Below are 18,559 nucleotides of genomic sequence, written 5' to 3' on the forward strand. Positions count from 1 at the left end.
ATCACCAGGGCGGTGATCGCCGTGGCCGCGGCGGCGCTGGTCGCCTCCGGCATCTCGGCCTGTTCGTCCGGCTCGGGCGTCGGCGACGGCGAACTCGTCGGCCTCTTCCGCTTCACCCCGGGAGCGGACCAGGGCGGCGGAAAGCTGACCGGAACCTGGTTCCGGATGCTCCAGCCGGGTGGCACCGTCGAGAACGGGCCGTACATGGAGAACCGCAACTCGACCGCCGACGGTGGCCGCGCGACCCTGCTGGAGCCGGGTACCTCGGGTGGTTTGCGCACCGGCGCCTACCAGTCGGAACCGAGCCCGTCCTTCGGGTCCAACGGCGATTCCTTCGCCGACGCGGTCATCAAGCCGACGAAGTTCTTCGCGGTCCGGTTCGGCATCTCGACCAACCAGACCGACCCGCAGACGCGCACGCAATTGCCTCCGCCGACGGTGACGCTGAGCGACGGAAAGCTCACCGCGGACCTGTCGTCGTGGGCGGCGTCGTGGAACGGGCAGGAGTTCAACCAGGGTGCGCCGAAGCCGGTGGACAGCACGGGCGCGGTCGCTCCCGGAGGTCAGGCGGCCGGTCGCGCGTGGGACTGGGTGGCGAACAAGTGGCTCGACGTGCCGACGAAGGCCAACGTCACCGGTGACTCGGCGTCGGGGACACTCGACAAGGAGAACCGATTCGTCCTTACTTGGACCAGCCACATCGAAGGCGGACCGTTCAACGGCTTCACCGGGATCTGGCATCTGGAGGGTGTTTTCGAGCCCACCGCGGCGCAACCGTCGGCGGCCGCCGACTCGGCCGGTCGGGGCGACCGATGAGCGCCCGGGCAAGCAGAGGGGTGCTGGTCACCCGCGCCGTGGCGGTCGTCGTGATCCTGACCGCCTCGGCGTCCGCGCTGCAGGCGTCGGGAACGGCCGATTCCGGCTATCACGTCGTCTCGGCCACCGCTGACAACGCACCAAAGCGGGCGGCGGAGAAACGTGGACCGGTGGCCGTTCCGCCCTTGGCGCTCCCGCCCTCCGGTGCTGCCGGGGTCGTTCCAGCTCCTCCGGGCGGCGACCTGCCGTCGCCGCAGCTGGACGCTCCGGCGCCCGGCGGCGCACCGGCACCGGGCACTCCGGGGCAGGCGGCGCCCGGAACACCCGGCTCCCCGGCAACGCCGGGCGCCCTTGGCGGGCTCCCCGGCGCACCGCTGGTGACCGGACCGGACGGTCAGGACTGGCGACCGACCACCAAGTGCCCGGATTGGCCGGAGCCCCGTCCGGAGCAGTTGGGCGGCTTGTCGTCGATGATCAACCTGGCGCCGATGGCCGGGCCGTTCATGTCGGAGGCCTTCGCGCTCGGTTCGGTGTACCAGCCGGTGCTCAGCATCGCGGGCCCGTTGCTGGCGGAGATCGAGCCGATCATCACGCGCAACCTGCCGTGGATCAATCCGCTGATCGAGCGCGTCCAAGCCGTGCTGGCGGTCGTCCTTGAGGCGATCCTGCCGTTCTACGGCCCGTACCGGCGGCAGTTGCTCGCGCTGGAGGGCAACATCGCCAGAGACCTGACTCCGATCCTGCAGCGCTGGGCGTCGACGCCGCAGGCGGTGTGCTTCGTCGCCTGGCAGGCGCAGATGATCCGCAATGCCAAGGGCGGCAGGCAGACGGTCGCATCGCTGGCCAGACCGGGTGAGCGCATTCGGTTCTCGCCCAAGGGCAAGGCCGTGCGCGTGTCCGCTAGTGCCGGCGTCGCGGTCGAGGCAGGCGGTCTGACCGTCGAGTCGGCGGTCAAGGTCAAGGCCGGCGTCGCGGTGCTGCGCGGGGTCTCCTTCTCGGCGCGGCCAGGGGAGATCACGGCGCTTCTCGGGCCGAACGGGGCGGGTAAGACGACGGTCTTGCGCGCGGTCCTCGGACTCGAACCGCTCACGTCGGGCCGCGTCGGCATCGGTGGCCGACAGCTCGCCGACTACCGGGCGCCTGCACGGGCGGTCGGCGCCGTGCTCGACGTCGATGCGTATGCGCCGTCCCGGTCGGTGCGCGGCCATCTCGATCTCGTCGCGACGGCGAGTCGGCTGGACGCCGAGGCGACCGCGCGAGCACTGCGGCTGGTCGGGCTGGCGGACTATGCAGACGCGCGGATCGGCCAGCTGTCGCTCGGCATGCGTCAGCGGCTGGCCCTGGCCGCCGCGCTGATCGGCGAGCCCGACGTCCTGGTCCTGGACGAGCCGCACAACGGGCTCGACGCCGGCGCGATCCGGTGGCTGCGCGAGGTGCTGATCCGGTACGCCAGCAGCGGGCGCACGGTGCTGCTCTCCACACATCTGCTGTCGGAGGTCGAGGCGCTGGCCGACCGCGTCGTCGTCCTCGTCGACGGGACGGTGACCGTCGATGAAACCGCGGCGGTGTGGGCGGCAGGAGCCGGCGGTCTGGAAGAGCGGTACCTGGCCGAGGTGGGCGAGCTGTGAGCGCAGGGGGAGTCCGCCCGGCATGGCTGACCGAGCTGCGAAAGATCGCCGGAACACCTGCCCTGGTCGTCGGTCTGGGCATCGGGATCGTCGCCACGCCGCTGACCGCGCTGATCGTGCTCAGCCGCGCCGACTCGCTGGAGTCGACGACGGCGGTCCGGGTGGCGGTCTCAGCCGCTGCGATCCCGATTCTCATCTTCGCGCTATGGGGTGCGTATGCGACGACGGCCGAGTACGAGCGGGGGGCCATCGTCTCCAGCCTGCTCATCGTGCCAAGGCGGTCGACCTTCTACACGGCCAAACTTCTCGCCGTCGCGACCGTCGCCGCGGTGGCGATGGCGGTGTCCGCGGTTGCCGCGCTGATCGTCGTGGTCCTCGCCGCGCCGCCGTCCGGTGTGGACACCGGGCCGGTGTGGGCGGTCGCGGCCGTCGCCGTCATCGGCGGCGGTGTGGCCCTTGTCGGAGCATCGGCGGGGTTCGTCCTACGCGGGTCGATAACGACGGCCGTCGCGCTCATCGTCGTGCTGCTGGGCCCCCAGGCACTCGGTCCGGCGCTCGGCGGTGCGCAACGCTGGGTCGTCGGATCGGGGCCTGGAACCCTGGTCGCGCGAGCCGCGGGCAGCGACCAGGTCGACACCACGCTGGGATGGCCAGTCGGTGCACTGGGATTCGCGATCGTCGTCGCGGTGGCCGCCCTGGCGGGGTGGCGGGTGTTCGCGGCGTCGGATCACTGATTCGCCCGCACCCGTTGCCTGCGGCCGAGTCGCCGTAGTTAGGTGGAGACATGGCCACCACCGATCCAGTCGAGCTGACCACCCAGTTCCTGCGCGACCTCGCGTCGGGCCACGTCGACGACGCGCTCGCCATCGTCGGCGACGACATCCTGTACGAGAACGTGGGTTTCCCCGCCGTCCGGGGCAAGCAGTTGTTCTCCCGGGTCATGCGCGCGCTCAACGGACGGCTCGTCCACTTCGACGCGGAGATACTCACGGCTGCGGCCGACGGCGACAAGGTCCTCAACGAGCGGATCGACCTGTTGAGTCTTGGGCCGCTGCGCCTGCGGTTCTGGGTGTGCGGGCACTTCGAGATCCGCGACGGCAAGATCGTCGTCTGGCGCGATTACTTCGACTTTTTCGACTGCACCAAGGCGATGGCCCGGGCCGTCGTCGGGCTGGTGTTCCCCGATGCGGTCAAGCCGATCCGGTCGTTGACCGACGACGGCGACCACCAGCTTCGTCCGGTATAGCCCCAGTCGGACGCGGCGGCGAACCGCTCAGAGGATCTCGTCGACCTGCTCGATCGGGCGGGCGAGGCGCGCGCCCTTGGCGGTGACCACGAACGGACGCTCCACCAGCACCGGGTGCTCGACCATCGCGTCGAGGATCTCGTCGTCGGAAGCCTGCGCGAGATTCAGCTCCTTGTAAAGCGCCTCGCGCTTGCGTGCGGCCTGACCCGGGGTGAGTCCCGCATCGGTGAACAGCTTCACCAATTGCTCGCGGCTCCAGCCCTCGTCGAGGTACTTCACGACCGTCGGCTCGATCCCCGCGTCGCGCAACCGCTCCAGCGTCTTGCGCGACGTCGAACAACGCGGATTGTGGTAGATCGTGGTCATCGTTATGCGCTGCCGTTGAACAGGCTGGTCACCGAGCCGTTCTCGAAGACTTCGCGGATCGTCTGGGCCAGCAGCGGGGCGATCGAGAGCACGGTGAGATTCGCGAAACGCTTCTCCGGCGGGATCGGCAGCGTGTCGGTCGCGATGACCTCCTTGGCGCCGCAGTTGGCCAGGCGCTCGGCTGCGGGGTCGGAGAAGACGCCGTGGGTGGTCGCGATGATGACATCGCCCGCACCGGCGTCCTTGAGGACTTTGACGGCCCCGGCAATCGTGCCGCCGGTGTCGATCATGTCGTCGATCAGCACGCAGGTGCGGCCCTCGACCTCGCCGACGACGCGGTTGGACTTCACCTGGTTGGGCACCAGCGGGTCGCGCGTCTTGTGGATGAAGGCCAGCGGGGCGCCGTTGAGCGCGTCGGCCCACTTCTCCGCGACGCGCACGCGGCCCGAGTCGGGCGAGACGACGCAGATGTTGTCGGTGCCGTACTGCTCGCGGACGTACTCGGCGAGCTGGCCCTGCGCGTGCATGTGATCGACGGGGCCGTCGAAGAAGCCCTGGATCTGGTCGGTGTGCAGGTCGACGGTGATGATGCGGTCGGCGCCCGCGGTCTTCATCAGGTCGGCGATGAGGCGTGCCGAGATGGGCTCGCGGCCCCGGTGCTTCTTGTCCTGGCGAGCGTAGGGGTAGAAGGGCAGGATCACGCTGATCCGCTTGGCCGAACCGCGCTTGAGGGCGTCGATCATGATCAGCGCCTCCATCACCCACTCGTTGAGCGGTGCGGGGCAGCTCTGCAGGACGAAGGCATCCGATCCGCGCACCGACTCCTCGAACCGCACGAAGATCTCGCCGTTGGCGAAGTTGCGCGCGACCTGCGGCGTCACCTTGATGCCCAGCTCGTCCGCCACGGTGTCGGCGAGCTCGGGGTGCGCGCGCCCGGAGAACAGCATCAGGTTCTTGCGGTTGTCGACGGTCCAGGTCATGGCATTCTCAATCTTGCTAGAGGGGTGGGGCTGGCTATTCGGTTGTGGTCGAGGCGTTCGGCTCGGTTTCGGCCTCCGCCGCGGCACGTGCCGCGGCCGAGTCGGGTCGCTTCTTTGCCACCCAGCCGCGGATGATGCGTTGCTCGCCTGCGGAGACGGCGAGCGCCCCCGGGGGAACATCTTGCCGCACGACGGTCCCGGCCCCGGTGTAGGCCCCGTCGCCGACGGTCACCGGTGCGACGAACATGTTGTCCGAGCCGGTGCGGCAGTGCGATCCGATGACGGTCCGGTGCTTGTTCTCGCCGTCGTAATTCACGAAGACGCTCGACGCGCCGACGTTGCTGTGGTCGCCGATCGTCGCATCGCCGACGTAGGTGAGGTGGGGGATTTTGGAGCCGGTGCCGATCTGAGCGTTCTTCGTCTCGACGAAGGTGCCGATCTTGCCGTCGGCACCCAGTTCGGTGCCCGGGCGCAGGTAGGCGAACGGGCCGACGGTCGAGCCAGCGCCGATCCGCGCATCCGATCCGTGCGTGCGGATCACCTGGGCGCCGGCGCCGATGGCGACGTCGGTGAGGGTGGAATCCGGCCCGACGACGGCATCGGTCTCGATGCTGGTCCGGCCGTGCAGCTGGACACCGGGCTCGATGCGCACGTCGGGTGCGATCGTGACGTCGACGTCGATCCACGTCGACGACGGGTCGACGATCGTCACTCCGGCGAGCTGGTGTCGGCGGACGGTGCGCCGATTCAGCTCGGCGCCGAGGTCCGCGAGCTGGGCGCGGTCGTTGCAGCCGGCGACGACCGCGGGATCATCGACGATGTGGGCGCGCACCGGCTTGTCCGCGTCGTTCGCGATCTCCACGACGTCGGTCAGGTAGTACTCGCCCTGGACGTTGTCGGTGGACAGCGAACCGAGCGCGTCGCGCAGTGTCGCGGCGTCGAAGGCGTAGATGCCGGCGTTGACCTCGGTGATGGCGCGCTGCTCGTCGTCGGCGTCCTTGTGCTCGACGATGGCGGTGACCCGACCGACGTCGTCGCGGACGATGCGGCCGTAACCCGTCGGGTCGTCGGCGATAAAGCTGGTGAGGGTGACCGACGCGGGCTGAGCAGGCTCGTCGGCGGCACTGCCGTCGTGCTCGTCGAGGAGTGCGGAGAGCGTCGGTCCGTCGAGCAGCGGCGCATCGGCGACGGTGATCACCACGGTGCCGGTGAAGTCGTCGGGGAGTGCGCTCAGTCCTGCCCGGGCGGCATCCCCGGTGCCGAGCGGCACGTCCTGTTCGGCGATGAGGATCTCGCGGTCCAGGCCGGCCGCGATGTCGGTGATGGCCGCCGTCACGCGTTCGCGTTCGTGGCTGACGACGGCGACCAGATAGTCGGGGCCGATCCCGGCCGCGCCGGTGAGCGCGTGTCCGACAAGTGATCGGCCGCCGATCTCGTGGAGGATCTTCGGGGTCTTCGACTTCATGCGGGTACCCGCACCCGCGGCGAGCACGATGATCGCGCGTTGGCCGGTTTCCGTCATCAGCGTCCTCAATGTCGGTGAATGGACGACGAACAAATCCTACGCAACCCGATAACGTGGTGGCCGCACGGTTCGCAGGACCGTGTCGGAGAAGACATGGATGGAGGAGCTCGATGAGCGGACAGAAGGTAGCGATCGTCACCGGCGCGGCGCGGGGCATCGGAGCGGGGGTTGCCAAGCGGCTGGCAGCGGACGGACTCGCGGTCGCGGTGCTGGACCTCGACGCGGACGCGTGCGCGGACACCGTCGCGGCGATCACCGAAGCGGGCGGCAAGGCTATCGCGGTCGGTGCCGACGTTTCGAACGAGGACTCGGTCGCTGCGGCAGTCGACAAGATCGCCGACGAACTCGGCCCGCCCGTCGTGCTCATCAACAACGCCGGCATCATCCGCGACAACATGCTGTTCAAGATGACCGTCGACGACTGGGATGCGGTCATGGCCGTTCACCTGCGCGGGGCCTTCCTGATGAGCCGCGCGTGCCAGAAGCACATGGTCGACGCCGGCTGGGGCCGCATCGTGAACCTGTCGAGCACTTCGGCGCTGGGGAATCGCGGTCAGGCCAACTACTCCGCCGCGAAGGCCGGAATGCAGGGCTTCACGAAGACGCTGGCGATCGAACTGGGCAAGTTCGGCGTCACCGCGAACGCCATCGCGCCCGGGTTCATCGAGACTGAGATGACGCAGGCGACCGCGGCACGCATGGGTGTCGATTTCGACGACTTCAAGAAGATGAGCGCTGCGGCGATCCCGGTGAACCGCGTTGGTGCACCCGAAGACATCGCGCACACCGCTTCGTTCTTCGCCAGCGAGGGGGCCGGCTTCGTCTCCGGCCAGGTCATCTACGTCGCGGGCGGTCCCAAGGACTAACCGGAATCTCCTCCGACCCCGTCGGTGCCGCTGTGGCAGAATCTCCACGGCGGCATCTTCGGGGCCGTCCCAATCCGCCGTGGTGTAATTGGCAACACTCCTGATTTTGGTTCAGGCATTTCAGGTTCGAGTCCTGGCGGCGGAGCAAGTGTGAGCAGATGGGAGCGAGGCATGGCTGACTAGGGCGAATTGAGAGTTGATCCGGAAGAGCTGGTCCGATATGGAAACCAGCTCTGCGGGTGTGCCGAGGACGCGCGCCGAGAGTTCGCCGCTCAGAATCGCGAGCTGGTCGCTGCTATCGAGCAGTGGGGTCCTCGTAGCCGCGCTGCACTGAACCAATGCTTTGCCGAGTGGTCATCATCGGCGCGCACGATCACTGACAACGTCGAGGACTTTGGTGACTCGATACGTGCGGCCGGGTATCGCTATGAGAGGCAAGAACAGGACAACACGCGGCGTTTCAATGTTGTAGCAGGCAAGTCTGCTCGCTTGAATCTGGACTAACCATGCCTCCCTACCTCATTCGGCGATGGCGGCCCGAAGATGTAGAGCGGGTCTTCGGGATCACTGAGCAACGGAAACAGACGTGTGAACTGCTCGGCAAGCCGTTGGCCAACCCGGAAGTCTTTCGTCCCTGGACCTGGTCGGGTTACGCCGGCAACGCAGCTAGTGGCGCGAGTTTGAAGTTGTTGGGCGGTTCGCTTTGTCCAGGATTTGGTCGGCGGTCTTGGTCCAAATGAATGGTTGGGCTCTGGGGTTCCAGCCGTCGATGAATGCGCGGATTTTGGTGTTGAGGTCCTTGACGGAGGTGAAGACTCCGCGGCGGATGGCTTGTCGTTCGACGATCCCGAACCAGGCCTCGACGAGGTTCATCCAGGAGGCGTGGGTGGGCGTGAAGTGCACGACGATCCGCGGATGCTTGTCCAGCCAGGCCTTGACGTTCGCGTGCTTGTGCGCCGAGTAGTTGTCCATCACCAGGTGCAGCTCGACTGGCATGCCGGTGTCGTCGACGGCGCCGCGGTGGGCCCGTTCGACTTGTTTGAGGAAGGCCAGGAACTCCTGATGGCGGTGCTTGGGTTTGAGGGCGGCGGTGACTTTCCCGGTCGCGATGTCCAGGGCGGCGAACAAGGTGGTGGTGCCGTGCCGGTAGTAGTCGTGGGAGCGGCGCTCGATCCGCCCGGGCTGCATCGGCAAGATCGGCACGGTCCGGTCCAGTGCCTGGATCTGGGACTTCTCGTCGACGCAGAGCACGATCGCATTCTCTGGCGGGTTCAGGTACAAGCCGCAGATGTCGGTGACCTTGCCGACCAGTTCGGGGTCGGTGGAGAATCGGAACGATTCGGCTTTCCACGGTTTGATGCCATAGTTCCTCCAGGCCCGCGCGACCGATGCCGGCGAAACCTTCAGCCGGGCGGCCAGGATCCGGGTCGACCAGTGCGTCACACCCAGGCTCTTCGGGGGAGGCGTCAAGGTGGCGACGATGATCGCGTCCTGATCCAGCTGCCGCGGCCGCCCCGGCCGGTCCCGATCCGACAGGCCGTCCAGACCTGCCTGGAGATAGCGTTCACGCCACGCGATCACCGTCGTGCGACTCGAGCCCACCAGCTCGGCAATCCGCAGATTCGGCACACCGTCGGCAGCCAGCAGAATCATCCGCGCACGCTTGGCCGCCGACGCCCGCACCGTCGACGACCTCGTCCACGATTCGAGCACAGCACGGTCGCCGTCACGCAACGTCACAGCAGGAGCAGGTCGATTAGCCACACCCTATTCTCGCAGCAAACAAACTGTTCAATGATTAACGACACGCGCCACTAGGAACGCGGGCAAAGGGCATCGGAAGGATATCGATGCACACGGCAACGTGGTCGCGGAGGTCGGCGTGCTCGCAAAGAAGGCCGTCAATCAGATTCGGGATATCAGGCGGCGTCTTGACAACCTAGAACGAGCGATAACCGGATCGGGAATGGTTCTGGATGATGGCAACGGAATGGTCAGTGATCCCAAAGGGGTGAGCCTGGCGGAGGAGCTGGGATCTACCGGTGCCGCGCTGGACGCCGCTGCGCGACGGGCGCTTAAAGAGCGATACCAGCACGAGGTCAATATCTTGATGCAAGATGCCAATCAAGCTGATCGCAATCTCGCGATCGCAATCGAAGGGGCGACTGGTCAGATTCCATTGGACCAAGTCCGACCGTCCTCGCCCGACTCTCGCCCTGTGAGTGGACTCCCGGGCATGCCTGCCGCGCAAGTTGACGAAGCGGCCAAGAAGAAAAGTTCCATGTACGATCCATTAGGAACGGTCCGCTACGTGCCAATGAAGTTGCCGAAAGGGTGGCACGACGACCCTTCGAACCCGCGAACCGATTTGGGTCGCCACTATGCGCGAGGCGTAAGATTCGGTCCCTACGATCGTGGGGTGACTGGACCTTGGTCGGACACTCTGAATCCGAAGGACGCTCCGAAAGGGCGGCCAGATAAGGTCACTATTCCCTTTCCTAAGCAGGAAAAAGAAATCGATATCAAAGTCTATCAATCGACTCGGCTACGAGCAGACGGGGCCACGCCGACGAGTATGCGTGAAGTGACCATAAATGGAAAGCAGTACCTCAAGATTGAGTATCAATATGACTACTCTGCCTCGCGATCAACTGCAGCAACGATTAACGAGATTCCATTATCGCCTCACCCGGAATGGCACAAGGTGAGCACGGAGCAAGTTCGAGTGCTTCAGGATCGCTACGGAGTACAGGCTCCTCGCCCAGGGGCGTAAGAAGGTTCACGATGCTCCGACTTCGACGCTTCCATATTGGGATTGTTCTGCTGGTCGTCGCATTGGTAGGTGCATTATCGTTCGGCGTGTATTCGTTTCAAGCGAATTCAGGTGGTGAACCGGACGTCGACTTGCCCACGTCTACGGCGAACAACACGATTGCATCTGACCAAGCCCTCTTTCTCACGGTCGACGACTTCCCGCGTGGGTATCGCGCGGTATCGATGACCAACCCGTTCACTCCCTTCGTGGAGCGATTCAAGCGAGAGCAAACTGTACAGTCGGAGCCTGGCGAGTGTCACACTATAATCGTTGCAGGTATTAGACGAGCTATGGAGTTCCCTCAGTCCGCTATGCTCTTCTATCAGCCTGCGCTTCGCGATGGTGCGCAGTCTACTCAGCGTATAGTTCATGACGAGCGTGATTTTGGCGTGCAGAAGCAAATCGGCTCAGCGTGTCAGGTTCGTACGATGACTGATTTAAGCGGTGCGATGTCCTCGGAGAAGATGGAGACCGACCTGTCCGATCTGCCGGGCCTGCCCTCTGGAGTCCAGGTATACGTTAGGTCATGGACTATCCGTGCAGACTCGTCTGGTCGAATTTCTAGCTACCGCACCGAAGGATACGCACAGATCGGCGATATCGGGACCCATCTCGAGGTGATTAGTAGCGGTTTCGATGGTGACCAACAAGGGCTATTCATGCCCTTGTTCGTTATGGCGATCAATAAGCTCGCACTATCTGGGCGATAGAGATGCAAGTTGAAAGCGATCGCCAATTGAGTAGCTGGCTGGGGTCAGGTCTGGTCAGTGCTCGTGCGGGCCGCTCGATTGAAGGTGGCCGGGACTGCCGATCTCGGAGGGATCATCCACGACGTGGCCGACAACCAACCTGCTCGTCGGGCTGGGTGACGACCGTGCGCCAACCTGGGAGTCGCTCGCGACTGTCCTGCGGCGACTGGCCCGGGAGGGCCGTCATGCATCGGTAGGCATGTGATTTAGATCACACTATCTCTCATCCCTGAGGGGATCGGTGAGAGGTGTCGTGTTACGCCATTGTTTCGTTAGTATGCGTAGCTGTTTCCATTTCGTTCATGTTATCGCGAAACCGGACAAAGATGCCTGGGCGCGTTACCTGGCGTAAACAATTGGCCGAATCGGCGATGAAGTCCGTCGAAAATTCTCGGTTTGCCCGTCGGATCACAGCGTGGTAAACCGATATGAGACGCCGCTGAAGGCAAGCTGACAACATCCAGAAAATCGGCTGTCAGCCCCTCTCGGACGACGTCAATAAACAGGTATCTGGCAATGGCGCTGGTTCCAACCCGCATCGCCACGGGCTTATTTGTCGTGGGCGATAGGCATGAAGAGAAGGTTGAAATGAACGCATTGACTAAGGGCGTCGCAGCCACGGTTTTGGCTGGTACGGCAATCACTATCGGAGCATCGATGGCCGAAGCCGCACCCGCCAAGAAGGCGCCGAAGAATCCCAACACTATTAGTGCTGGAATTGCGCCGGGTGTGACTTACACCGGAAACGCGAAGGCCGGTGCGGCTGAGATCAAGACCCCCTGGGGTACGTTCAGCACCTCGCCCGGTCAGGTCGCGGTGAAGGACGCCAGCGGGCGCGCGGTATTCGGCAACCCGTCCAAGGTTGCCTCGCCCAACGCGCCGGTGACGCCTAAGGCGCCGGTCGCTAGTGCCAAGGCTCCGTCGGCAGCGTGGACGCCGCCGACCCCGGTGGCCGACATGGTGCCGCCGAACGTGCGAAGCATGATTCCTCGTGAATTCGCCAACATGGTGCCGGGCGACGTCACCGGAATGCTGCCGCGCGACGCCGGAAAGATGATCCCGAGGGAAGTCGTCAGCGCGATCACCCCGTTGCTTACGGCGGCCTCGCAACAGCCTGCCTTCCGCGTCCCCGCGGCGGCCGAGGGGCCGAAGAAGCCGCTGACCGCCGAGGAGAAGGAAGAGGCGATCTACGGTGCCATCGGCAACGTGGGAACCCACTTCGGCCTGGCCTACGGCGTGGGCGCCATGGTCGGTGGCGTGGCCGGCGCGGTCGTCGGTTGCCCGATCGGCGCGGTGGCCATGCAGGTGACGGTCCCGGTGCCCGTGCTGCCGGTCGTCCTCGGCTGTGTCGTCGGTGCCGGAACCATTGGTACGACCGGCGCGATCGTCGGTGGCGCTGTCGTGGCAACCCCGGTCGGCATCGCCTCGGCCGCGTACGAGGTTTCCAAGCTGCAGAAGGCCGGTGCCCTGTAGTCGCTGCTGAACGCCGCAAAGCGGGGCCGTCGAGGATTCCACTCGACGGCCCCGCTTCGCTCCTATCGGGTTGGCCGGCAGATCAGCACCGTCGGTTCGGCCGTCATGTGACTGTCGAACTCGTCTCGATCGCCTGTCGCCCGCCCCTGTGGGATACCTCGATCCTGCGCGGCTTGGCTTCCTCGGCCATCGGGATAGTGACGGTGAGGACGCCGTTGTCGTAGTTCGCGGAAATCCGGGAACTGTCGATGCCGTCGCCGAGGGATAGCTGACGGCGGTAGGCGCCGGAGAAGCGCTCGCTGGCGAGCCACTGGACTCCGTCTTCCGACGGAGTAGTGCGTTGCGCGGACAGGGTCAGGACTCCGTTGTCGACGTTTACGTCGATCGAGCCGGGGTCCGCGCCGGGAAGATCGGCGATCAAGACGTAGTGATCGTCGACCTTGTAGAGATCCAGCGGCATGAATCGGGGTGCGCGTCGACTTCCGGTCGGCGTACCGGTCATCAGCTCACGAGCAAGCGCATCGACATCGCTGAATGGATCAAAACGAAGCACAGCAACTCACCTCCTGAATCCGAGGCTGCCCGCCACCCTGACGGGCAGCACACGTGCTGTACACCACCAAAGATACCAATGCGGAGAACGGATTTCTAGCACTCGGGCATCGAGAGTGCTAGATCGGTGGATCGGCCGGGCTCCGGATTGGTGTTGTGCGAGTCACATCAGAATGATAATGTGAACTGATATTCGAAACAAATATTCGATTACGGGTCGAAGGGGGTGGATCCGATGAGCGACGCCGACGCGGATATGCACAACACGATGGCTGAGGAGCTGCCGGATTCGCCGCTGGAACTCGCCAAGGTGATCGACGCGGCGGTGGGGAAGCTGGCCGCGTTGCCGTTGGGTTTGTCGGTAGATGCCGAGGTACTTGAGGCGGTCGAGGTACTGGAGGGCGCGTGGCGCCGCGCCGACGGTGCGAATGCGGCGCTACTGGTGGAAGTGTCGGACCGTGAGCTGTTCCGGACGGTCGGGCAAACCTCGATCAAGCGGTTCTACGCACAGCATCACCGGCTGGGTAACGGTGAGGCGAAACGCCGCGTCGAGGTCGCCGAGGCGATCGGCGTCTTCACCTCGATGACCGGCGACAAGCTACCGCCGAAGAGAGAGCCGATCGCAGCCGCGGTCGCCCAGGGCGAAGTCTCTAGCGACCACGTGCACGAGGTCGAGCAGATCATGACGAAGGTCCCGCGTAGTGCGTCACCGGACGAGGTGGCGACCGCGGTGGAGATCATGGCGACGGCTGCCCGAGAACTGGCGCCGGCCGATCTGCGGCCTGTTGGCCAGCGGTTGCTGGCGCACCTTGATCCCGATGGCACCTTGACCGACGACACGGATCGGCGGCGGCAACGCGGGTTCATCATTGCGCGCCAGGACGCTCAGTTGATGTCGAAGGTGTCGGGGTGGCTCCTACCGTCCACTCGCGCCAAATTGGAAGTCCTGCTGCATAATTGGGCTGCTCCCGGGATGAACAATCCCGACGATGCCCAGAGTCTCGTCGGGTCGGCAGCCGAACTTTGCGAGCATGATCGCGAGGCGCTGGCCGAGGCGGTCAAACGCGATACGCGCAGTTCCGCGCAGCGCAACGCCGACGCGCTGGATCGCGCTTTGGACTGGGTATTGGGACACGGGGCGCTGGGCCGACCGGAGCGGTTGCCCGCCGAGTTGGTGGTCACCGTCGACAGCCAGGACTTGGAGCGTCACGCCGGGATCGGCTTGACCGCGACAGGCACGATGGTGCCCGTCGGCGATCTCGTCGAGTTGGCCGCCGATGCGGTCCCGTGGCTGGAGGTATTCAAAGGTCGTACCCGTGAAATCCTCGACCTCGGGCGCGGGAAACGTTTCGCGACGAAAGCGCAGCGCATCGCGCTGTTCGGGCGTGATCGCGGTTGCACTCGACCGGGATGCACGGAACCGTTCTGCCGCACCCAGGCTCATCACGCCACGGCCGATTTCGCCGACGGTGGGATGACCGACGTCGCCGACCTGACCGGAGCGTGCGGACCCGACAATCGCAACGTCGGACCAAAACCGGGGCAATGGGAAACGGCGATCGTCGCCGACGGCCCGGACCAAGGTCGCATCGGATGGCGACCAGCCGGAACCGATCTGCCCTATCGCACCAACCCGGTTCATCACCCTGAGAGGTTCCTGCGGGGCCATCCCGTTGATGGAAACGGTGCGACCGAAACCGATTCTGCGGCCGCGGATTCCGCCGAAACCGACCTCTTGCCGCAGGACAAGTCCCAGCCGACGGAATTCTTGTCGACGGGATCCGATCAGGCCGCATCCCAGCCAGTCGATTCCGAACCGGCTGAATCCCGGCCGCCACCGATGATGCGCATTCGGCCTGATTCGTTCGACGTCGGCCACTTATTCGACGTCGACCCTCCCGGAGACGAGTCTTCCCCCGTCGAGACCGCCATCGAAGCGGCGTTGCAGGCGGCCGCGTAGCTGTCGCGCGACGCCGGTGGCCAGCTAGAGATGCCGCCCTCAGCCGCGACAGAACTTCGACCCAGCAAGCATCGACCGGCATGAGACGAATTGGTATATTCGTCTCATGCCTTCTGTGGAAGCCGTCGTCGACCGGCCGTTCTCGTCGCCCCCGAAGCGGTACGGTGCCGCGCCGCATCGGGGACGCCGCATCGGCCGGATGCTGAAGACCTACTGGCGTCTTGACGAGCCCTCCGACGAGCAATTGGCGATGATCGGTGCGCGACTGATGCGACGCGACGAGCCAGCGGCTGCGCTGGTCGCCGCTATGCGGCGGCCCGAAGGCGATTCACAGCGCGTCAGCATGCGCGACTTCCACTCCGCGCTCGAACACGGTGTAGCCGACGACGCTCCGGCTGCGCTTCGCGAATTCTTCGCCACGGTTGAGGAGACGCCGGATTGGGTCGACTTGGCGCTGTGCGATCGCGGTGCGCGGGTGAATCGGCAGTTCGGGCGCAACGCCAGCGATGTCCTCCTGCAGCTCGGCCTGATCGGCGGCTACCGGTTCGGCGGCCCGGTCGACTTGCTGGCGGAGACCGGCGGACTGCGGACGGCGACGGCGAAACGTCGCCTCGGCGAGACGCAGACGTGGGCGATCGCCGTCGCCCAGGACGGCGGCATGCGCCGATTCGGCGAAGGGTGGAAGCTGACAGTACACGTGCGCCTGATGCACGCACTGGTCAACGACTCCTTCGAGCGCAACGGCCGCTGGGACAGCGAACAGTGGGGACTGCCGATCAACCAGGCCGACCTCGCTGCGACGCTCAATCTGTTCTCCGGGGCGCTCCTGATGGGCGTTCGTGCCCTCGGGGTGCCGGTCGGCCGGGAGGATTCACGCGCGCTGATGCACCTCTGGAAGTACGTCGGCTGGCTCATCGGCGTCGACGACGATTGGCTGTTCGACGACGAACGCAGCCAGCACGCGCTCAGCTATGCGGTACTGCTCGTCCAGTCCGACGTCACGCCCGCCGGTGGTCAGCTCGCCAACGCCCTCGTCGACGTTCAGTCCGACCTCGACTATCGCCGGTTCCCGAGGTTCGCCGCCCGCTACGAGCGTGAACGGCTGCTGAGCATGCTGGAGGGGTTCCTCGGCCCGCGCGGCATGCGCGACCTGCGCCTGCCGCAGCGCCTGCCATGGGCATTCGGATCCGCGTTGCTCCGCAACACGGTCAACTATCGAATCATCGGCCGCACTCCACTCGGCGACCGCTATCTGGAATGGCGCGGCAAAGCAGCGGCGGATCTCGCTATGCGCAGGCACTTCGGCCGCGATGCCGCCGAGGTCGGAAAGCTGCCCGTCTGAACTATTCCCCACGATTATCCGGCACGCGGTGAGGATGGCCGAACGGCGCGACATGCGCGGCTGCGCATGCCTACGATGAGACGATCCCGCCGAACGAAGATTCGTGTGTCTGAGCAGGGTTCTCATTCGAAGCAATGCCGGTGTGTGGACTTGAATCGTCGCCACTTCCTCGCGGTGGGTGCCGCCGCATTCGGAGCGGCCTTTCTGGCGGCATGTTCCACTGACGATTCGGCTGGCACCGAGTCCTCGTCGGTCGCCGCGCCGGTGCGGCCCACCGAGACGTTGTTCCGCAACGTACGAGTACTCGACGTTCGGGCAGGTCGCCTCGGTGCACCGACCGACGTCCTGGTGCGCGGCAATCTGATCGCCGCGATCGGCGCCGGGCAGTCCGCCGGACCGGGCGCCGAGGTGATCGACGGCCGCGGCCGCACGCTCATGCCGGGCCTGATCGACAACCACGTCCACCTCGTGTTCGGCAGCGCCACCATGGCCCGATCTGAACGACGCGTCCAAGGACACCGAGTTCTACGCGCGCGCCGCCCTGACCTCGGCCGATCAGATGCTCCAGCGCGGCTTCACCAGTGTGCGCGACGTCGGCGGGCCGATCTTCCCGCTAAAGGCGGCGATCGATCGAGGACAAGCCCGCGGCCCGCGGGTCTGGCCGTCGGGCGCGATCATCTCGCAAACCTCCGGCCACGGCGACTTCCGCGCGCCGACCGAGAAGTCACGACGATTCACCGGCAAGCAGTCGCGCGCCGAGGAGATCGGTGCGACGTTCATCGTCGACGGTCGCGACGAAGTGCTCACCGCGGCACGGGAGAACCTGCGGATGGGCGCCAGCCAGCTGAAGGTCATGGCCGGCGGCGGCACGTCGTCGGCCTACGATCCGATCGACGTCACGCAGTTCACGCTCGACGAGATGCGGGCGGCGGTGGAGGCCGCGAGCGACTGGAACACCTACGTCACCGTGCACGCCTACACGCCGCGAGCGGTCCGTCGCGCCGTCGAGGCCGGCGTCGCGTGCATCGAGCACGGCCAACTGCTCGACGACGCCACCCTGCAACTGCTCGCCGAACGACAGATCTGGCTCAGCGGACAGTACCTCGTCCCCAGCACCGACGCGATGGCCCCCGAGCGCAGGGAGAAGCGCAAGGCCGTCGTCGAAGGAAATTCCCGCGTGTGGCCGGCGGCGAAGCGTCTTGGGCTGAAACTGGCGTGGGGCACCGACTTCCTCTTCGAGCCGGCCGAGAACCCCAAACAGAATTCGATGCTGCTCTCGCTGCGGGAATGGTTCAGCTCGGCCGAGATGCTGCGCCTGGCCACGTTGGACAACGCGGCGCTGCTGGGCCCGAGCGGCCCGCGCAGTCCGTACGCGGGAGTGCTCGGCGTGGTCGAGCCCAACGCGCTGGCCGACCTGATCCTGGTGAACGGCGATCCCCTCGCGCAGATTGACCTCATCGCCGACCCGGGCAAGAACTTCGACGTCATCATGAAGGACGGGGTCGTCTACAAGAACCAGTAGGTGACGTCGCACCCTTCGAGGGCCGACTAGGCTGGCGACCATGGCACAGCCACCGCCGCGCACCCGGATGACGGGTACCCAACGGCGCGCGCAACTCATCGAAGTCGCGCGCGGACTGTTCGCCGAGCGCGGTTACGAGGGCACTTCGATCGAAGAGATCGCGCAGCGCGCGAACGTCTCAAAGCCGATCGTCTACGAACACTTCGGCGGAAAAGAAGGGCTCTACGCGGTCATCGTCGACCGTGAAATGGAAACCCTGCTGGAGATGATCACGTCGTCGCTGGCCACGACGCGCTCGCGGCACCGTGTGCAGCAGGTCGCCCTCGCGCTGCTCACCTACATGGAGGAACGGCCGGATGGGTTCCGTATTCTCGCCCGCGGCGGGGGCAGCGGCGACGGCGAGAACGCGACGTATTCGAGCCTGCTCAACGATGCGGTGAGCCAGGTCGAGCACATCTTGGGCACCGACTTCGAGCGCCGCGGCTTCGACCGGAAACTTGCCGCGATGTACGCGCAGGCACTGGTCGGGATGGTGTCGATGACCGCCCAGTGGTGGCTCGATGTCCGCGAGCCGGCCAAGGAGGTCGTTGCCGCGCATCTGGTGAACCTGTGCTGGAATGGGCTGACCCGGTTAGAACCCGACCCGCAACTGGTGACCGCCGACTATGTCGAGCCGGTCAAGCGGACGGTCAACCCCGAACGCGCGAAGCAGAGTTAAC

17 protein-coding genes, 1 tRNA gene and 1 pseudogene are annotated in these 18,559 nt (G+C 65.7%); 14 read left to right on the forward strand and 5 right to left on the reverse strand.

The window, feature by feature from the left end; genetic code table 11:
- From nbrcactino_RS05470 to nbrcactino_RS05485, 4 genes are read left to right on the forward strand one after another with little or no spacing between them, the layout of a single operon-like run.
- Nucleotides 1-816 carry a hypothetical protein gene (locus tag nbrcactino_RS05470; protein WP_371864552.1) on the forward strand — a complete coding sequence of 272 codons (816 nt, stop codon included), beginning with the start codon at nucleotides 1-3 and terminating at the stop codon, nucleotides 814-816.
- Nucleotides 813-2,444 (forward strand): ABC transporter ATP-binding protein, encoded by a 1,632-nt coding sequence (locus tag nbrcactino_RS18120; RefSeq protein WP_228460693.1) that lies wholly within the window; start codon nucleotides 813-815, stop codon nucleotides 2,442-2,444. The genes nbrcactino_RS05470 and nbrcactino_RS18120 overlap by 4 nt, the downstream gene beginning before the upstream one ends.
- The gene (locus nbrcactino_RS05480; RefSeq protein ID WP_161926440.1) at nucleotides 2,441-3,178 is read left to right on the forward strand and encodes a hypothetical protein; all 738 of its coding nucleotides are present in this window, start codon (nucleotides 2,441-2,443) and stop codon (nucleotides 3,176-3,178) included. Before nbrcactino_RS18120 ends, nbrcactino_RS05480 begins: the two co-directional genes overlap by 4 nt.
- A gap of 50 nt (nucleotides 3,179-3,228) precedes the next feature.
- Entirely contained in the window at nucleotides 3,229-3,690 is a 462-nt protein-coding gene (locus nbrcactino_RS05485; RefSeq protein ID WP_161926441.1) for a limonene-1,2-epoxide hydrolase family protein, read from the forward strand.
- Between the two features lie 27 nt (nucleotides 3,691-3,717).
- Here the strand turns inward: nbrcactino_RS05485 and arsC are convergent, their stop codons facing one another.
- Genes arsC through glmU form a run of 3 tightly spaced genes read right to left on the reverse strand, consistent with a single transcriptional unit; the run spans nucleotide 3,718 to nucleotide 6,558 of the window.
- Nucleotides 3,718-4,056 (reverse strand): arsenate reductase (glutaredoxin), encoded by a 339-nt coding sequence (gene arsC, locus nbrcactino_RS05490; protein WP_161926442.1) that lies wholly within the window; start codon nucleotides 4,054-4,056, stop codon nucleotides 3,718-3,720.
- 2 nt (nucleotides 4,057-4,058) lie between these two features.
- A complete protein-coding gene (locus nbrcactino_RS05495; protein WP_161926443.1) occupies nucleotides 4,059-5,036 on the reverse strand; it encodes a ribose-phosphate diphosphokinase in 978 nt (325 codons plus the stop codon).
- A gap of 34 nt (nucleotides 5,037-5,070) precedes the next feature.
- Nucleotides 5,071-6,558, reverse strand: a complete 1,488-nt coding sequence (glmU, locus tag nbrcactino_RS05500) for a bifunctional UDP-N-acetylglucosamine diphosphorylase/glucosamine-1-phosphate N-acetyltransferase GlmU (RefSeq protein WP_161926444.1) — start codon at nucleotides 6,556-6,558, stop codon at nucleotides 5,071-5,073.
- A gap of 113 nt (nucleotides 6,559-6,671) precedes the next feature.
- On the opposite strand from glmU, the gene nbrcactino_RS05505 reads away from it, so the two are divergent.
- The 3 genes from nbrcactino_RS05505 (at nucleotide 6,672) to nbrcactino_RS18475 (ending at nucleotide 7,931) form a co-directional block, all read left to right on the forward strand.
- Nucleotides 6,672-7,427, forward strand: coding sequence for an SDR family oxidoreductase (locus nbrcactino_RS05505; RefSeq protein WP_161926445.1), 756 nt, complete (start codon nucleotides 6,672-6,674; stop codon nucleotides 7,425-7,427).
- A 73-nt stretch (nucleotides 7,428-7,500) separates the two neighbouring features.
- Nucleotides 7,501-7,572: transfer RNA gene (locus nbrcactino_RS05510), tRNA-Gln, on the forward strand.
- 44 nt (nucleotides 7,573-7,616) lie between these two features.
- Nucleotides 7,617-7,931, forward strand: coding sequence for a WXG100 family type VII secretion target (locus nbrcactino_RS18475; protein ID WP_371864483.1), 315 nt, complete (start codon nucleotides 7,617-7,619; stop codon nucleotides 7,929-7,931).
- Between the two features lie 162 nt (nucleotides 7,932-8,093).
- Here the strand turns inward: nbrcactino_RS18475 and nbrcactino_RS05515 are convergent, their stop codons facing one another.
- Nucleotides 8,094-9,191 (reverse strand): IS630 family transposase, encoded by a 1,098-nt coding sequence (locus tag nbrcactino_RS05515; protein WP_371864484.1) that lies wholly within the window; start codon nucleotides 9,189-9,191, stop codon nucleotides 8,094-8,096.
- A 52-nt stretch (nucleotides 9,192-9,243) separates the two neighbouring features.
- Here nbrcactino_RS05515 and nbrcactino_RS05520 point away from each other — a divergent pair.
- The 3 genes and pseudogenes from nbrcactino_RS05520 to nbrcactino_RS05530 form a co-directional block, all read left to right on the forward strand.
- Nucleotides 9,244-10,200, forward strand: a pseudogene (locus nbrcactino_RS05520) (hypothetical protein); the annotation flags it as partial.
- An 11-nt stretch (nucleotides 10,201-10,211) separates the two neighbouring features.
- Nucleotides 10,212-10,952, forward strand: coding sequence for a hypothetical protein (locus tag nbrcactino_RS05525; protein ID WP_161926448.1), 741 nt, complete (start codon nucleotides 10,212-10,214; stop codon nucleotides 10,950-10,952).
- A gap of 555 nt (nucleotides 10,953-11,507) precedes the next feature.
- Complete coding sequence (locus tag nbrcactino_RS05530) at nucleotides 11,508-12,464, forward strand: hypothetical protein (RefSeq protein WP_161926449.1); 957 nt, start codon at nucleotides 11,508-11,510, stop codon at nucleotides 12,462-12,464.
- Nucleotides 12,465-12,567: 103 nt separating this feature from the next.
- On the opposite strand, the gene nbrcactino_RS05535 is transcribed toward nbrcactino_RS05530, so the two are convergent.
- The gene (locus nbrcactino_RS05535; protein WP_161926450.1) at nucleotides 12,568-13,017 is read right to left on the reverse strand and encodes an Hsp20/alpha crystallin family protein; all 450 of its coding nucleotides are present in this window, start codon (nucleotides 13,015-13,017) and stop codon (nucleotides 12,568-12,570) included.
- Nucleotides 13,018-13,251: 234 nt separating this feature from the next.
- Here nbrcactino_RS05535 and nbrcactino_RS05540 point away from each other — a divergent pair, with 234 nt between their 5' ends.
- From nbrcactino_RS05540 to nbrcactino_RS05555, 4 genes are all read left to right on the forward strand, one after another.
- Nucleotides 13,252-14,976 (forward strand): HNH endonuclease signature motif containing protein, encoded by a 1,725-nt coding sequence (locus nbrcactino_RS05540; protein ID WP_161926451.1) that lies wholly within the window; start codon nucleotides 13,252-13,254, stop codon nucleotides 14,974-14,976.
- A gap of 106 nt (nucleotides 14,977-15,082) precedes the next feature.
- Nucleotides 15,083-16,318, forward strand: coding sequence for an oxygenase MpaB family protein (locus nbrcactino_RS05545; protein WP_161926452.1), 1,236 nt, complete (start codon nucleotides 15,083-15,085; stop codon nucleotides 16,316-16,318).
- 559 nt (nucleotides 16,319-16,877) lie between these two features.
- On the forward strand, nucleotides 16,878-17,840 hold the full coding sequence (locus nbrcactino_RS05550) for a metal-dependent hydrolase family protein (protein ID WP_267130394.1): 963 nt from the start codon (nucleotides 16,878-16,880) through the stop codon (nucleotides 17,838-17,840).
- A 40-nt stretch (nucleotides 17,841-17,880) separates the two neighbouring features.
- The gene (locus tag nbrcactino_RS05555; RefSeq protein ID WP_161926453.1) at nucleotides 17,881-18,558 is read left to right on the forward strand and encodes a TetR/AcrR family transcriptional regulator; all 678 of its coding nucleotides are present in this window, start codon (nucleotides 17,881-17,883) and stop codon (nucleotides 18,556-18,558) included.
- The last annotated feature ends 1 nt before the right edge of the window (nucleotide 18,559 follow it).

Origin of the sequence: Gordonia crocea (assembly GCF_009932435.1) — a bacterium.
In the GTDB taxonomy this organism is placed as follows: domain Bacteria; phylum Actinomycetota; class Actinomycetes; order Mycobacteriales; family Mycobacteriaceae; genus Gordonia; species Gordonia crocea.

Coding starts and splice junctions, on each gene's coding strand:
- arsC (WP_161926442.1), bottom strand. CDS start 4,056: ATGACCACGATCTACCACAATCCGCGTTGTTCGACGTCGCGCAAGACG.
- nbrcactino_RS05485 (WP_161926441.1), top strand. CDS start 3,229: ATGGCCACCACCGATCCAGTCGAGCTGACCACCCAGTTCCTGCGCGAC.
- nbrcactino_RS18120 (WP_228460693.1), top strand. CDS start 813: ATGAGCGCCCGGGCAAGCAGAGGGGTGCTGGTCACCCGCGCCGTGGCG.
- glmU (WP_161926444.1), bottom strand. CDS start 6,558: ATGACGGAAACCGGCCAACGCGCGATCATCGTGCTCGCCGCGGGTGCG.
- nbrcactino_RS05530 (WP_161926449.1), top strand. CDS start 11,508: ATGGCGCTGGTTCCAACCCGCATCGCCACGGGCTTATTTGTCGTGGGC.
- nbrcactino_RS05495 (WP_161926443.1), bottom strand. CDS start 5,036: ATGACCTGGACCGTCGACAACCGCAAGAACCTGATGCTGTTCTCCGGG.
- nbrcactino_RS05525 (WP_161926448.1), top strand. CDS start 10,212: ATGCTCCGACTTCGACGCTTCCATATTGGGATTGTTCTGCTGGTCGTC.
- nbrcactino_RS05550 (WP_267130394.1), top strand. CDS start 16,878: ATGCTCCAGCGCGGCTTCACCAGTGTGCGCGACGTCGGCGGGCCGATC.
- nbrcactino_RS05545 (WP_161926452.1), top strand. CDS start 15,083: ATGCCTTCTGTGGAAGCCGTCGTCGACCGGCCGTTCTCGTCGCCCCCG.
- nbrcactino_RS05540 (WP_161926451.1), top strand. CDS start 13,252: ATGAGCGACGCCGACGCGGATATGCACAACACGATGGCTGAGGAGCTG.
- nbrcactino_RS05505 (WP_161926445.1), top strand. CDS start 6,672: ATGAGCGGACAGAAGGTAGCGATCGTCACCGGCGCGGCGCGGGGCATC.
- nbrcactino_RS05555 (WP_161926453.1), top strand. CDS start 17,881: ATGGCACAGCCACCGCCGCGCACCCGGATGACGGGTACCCAACGGCGC.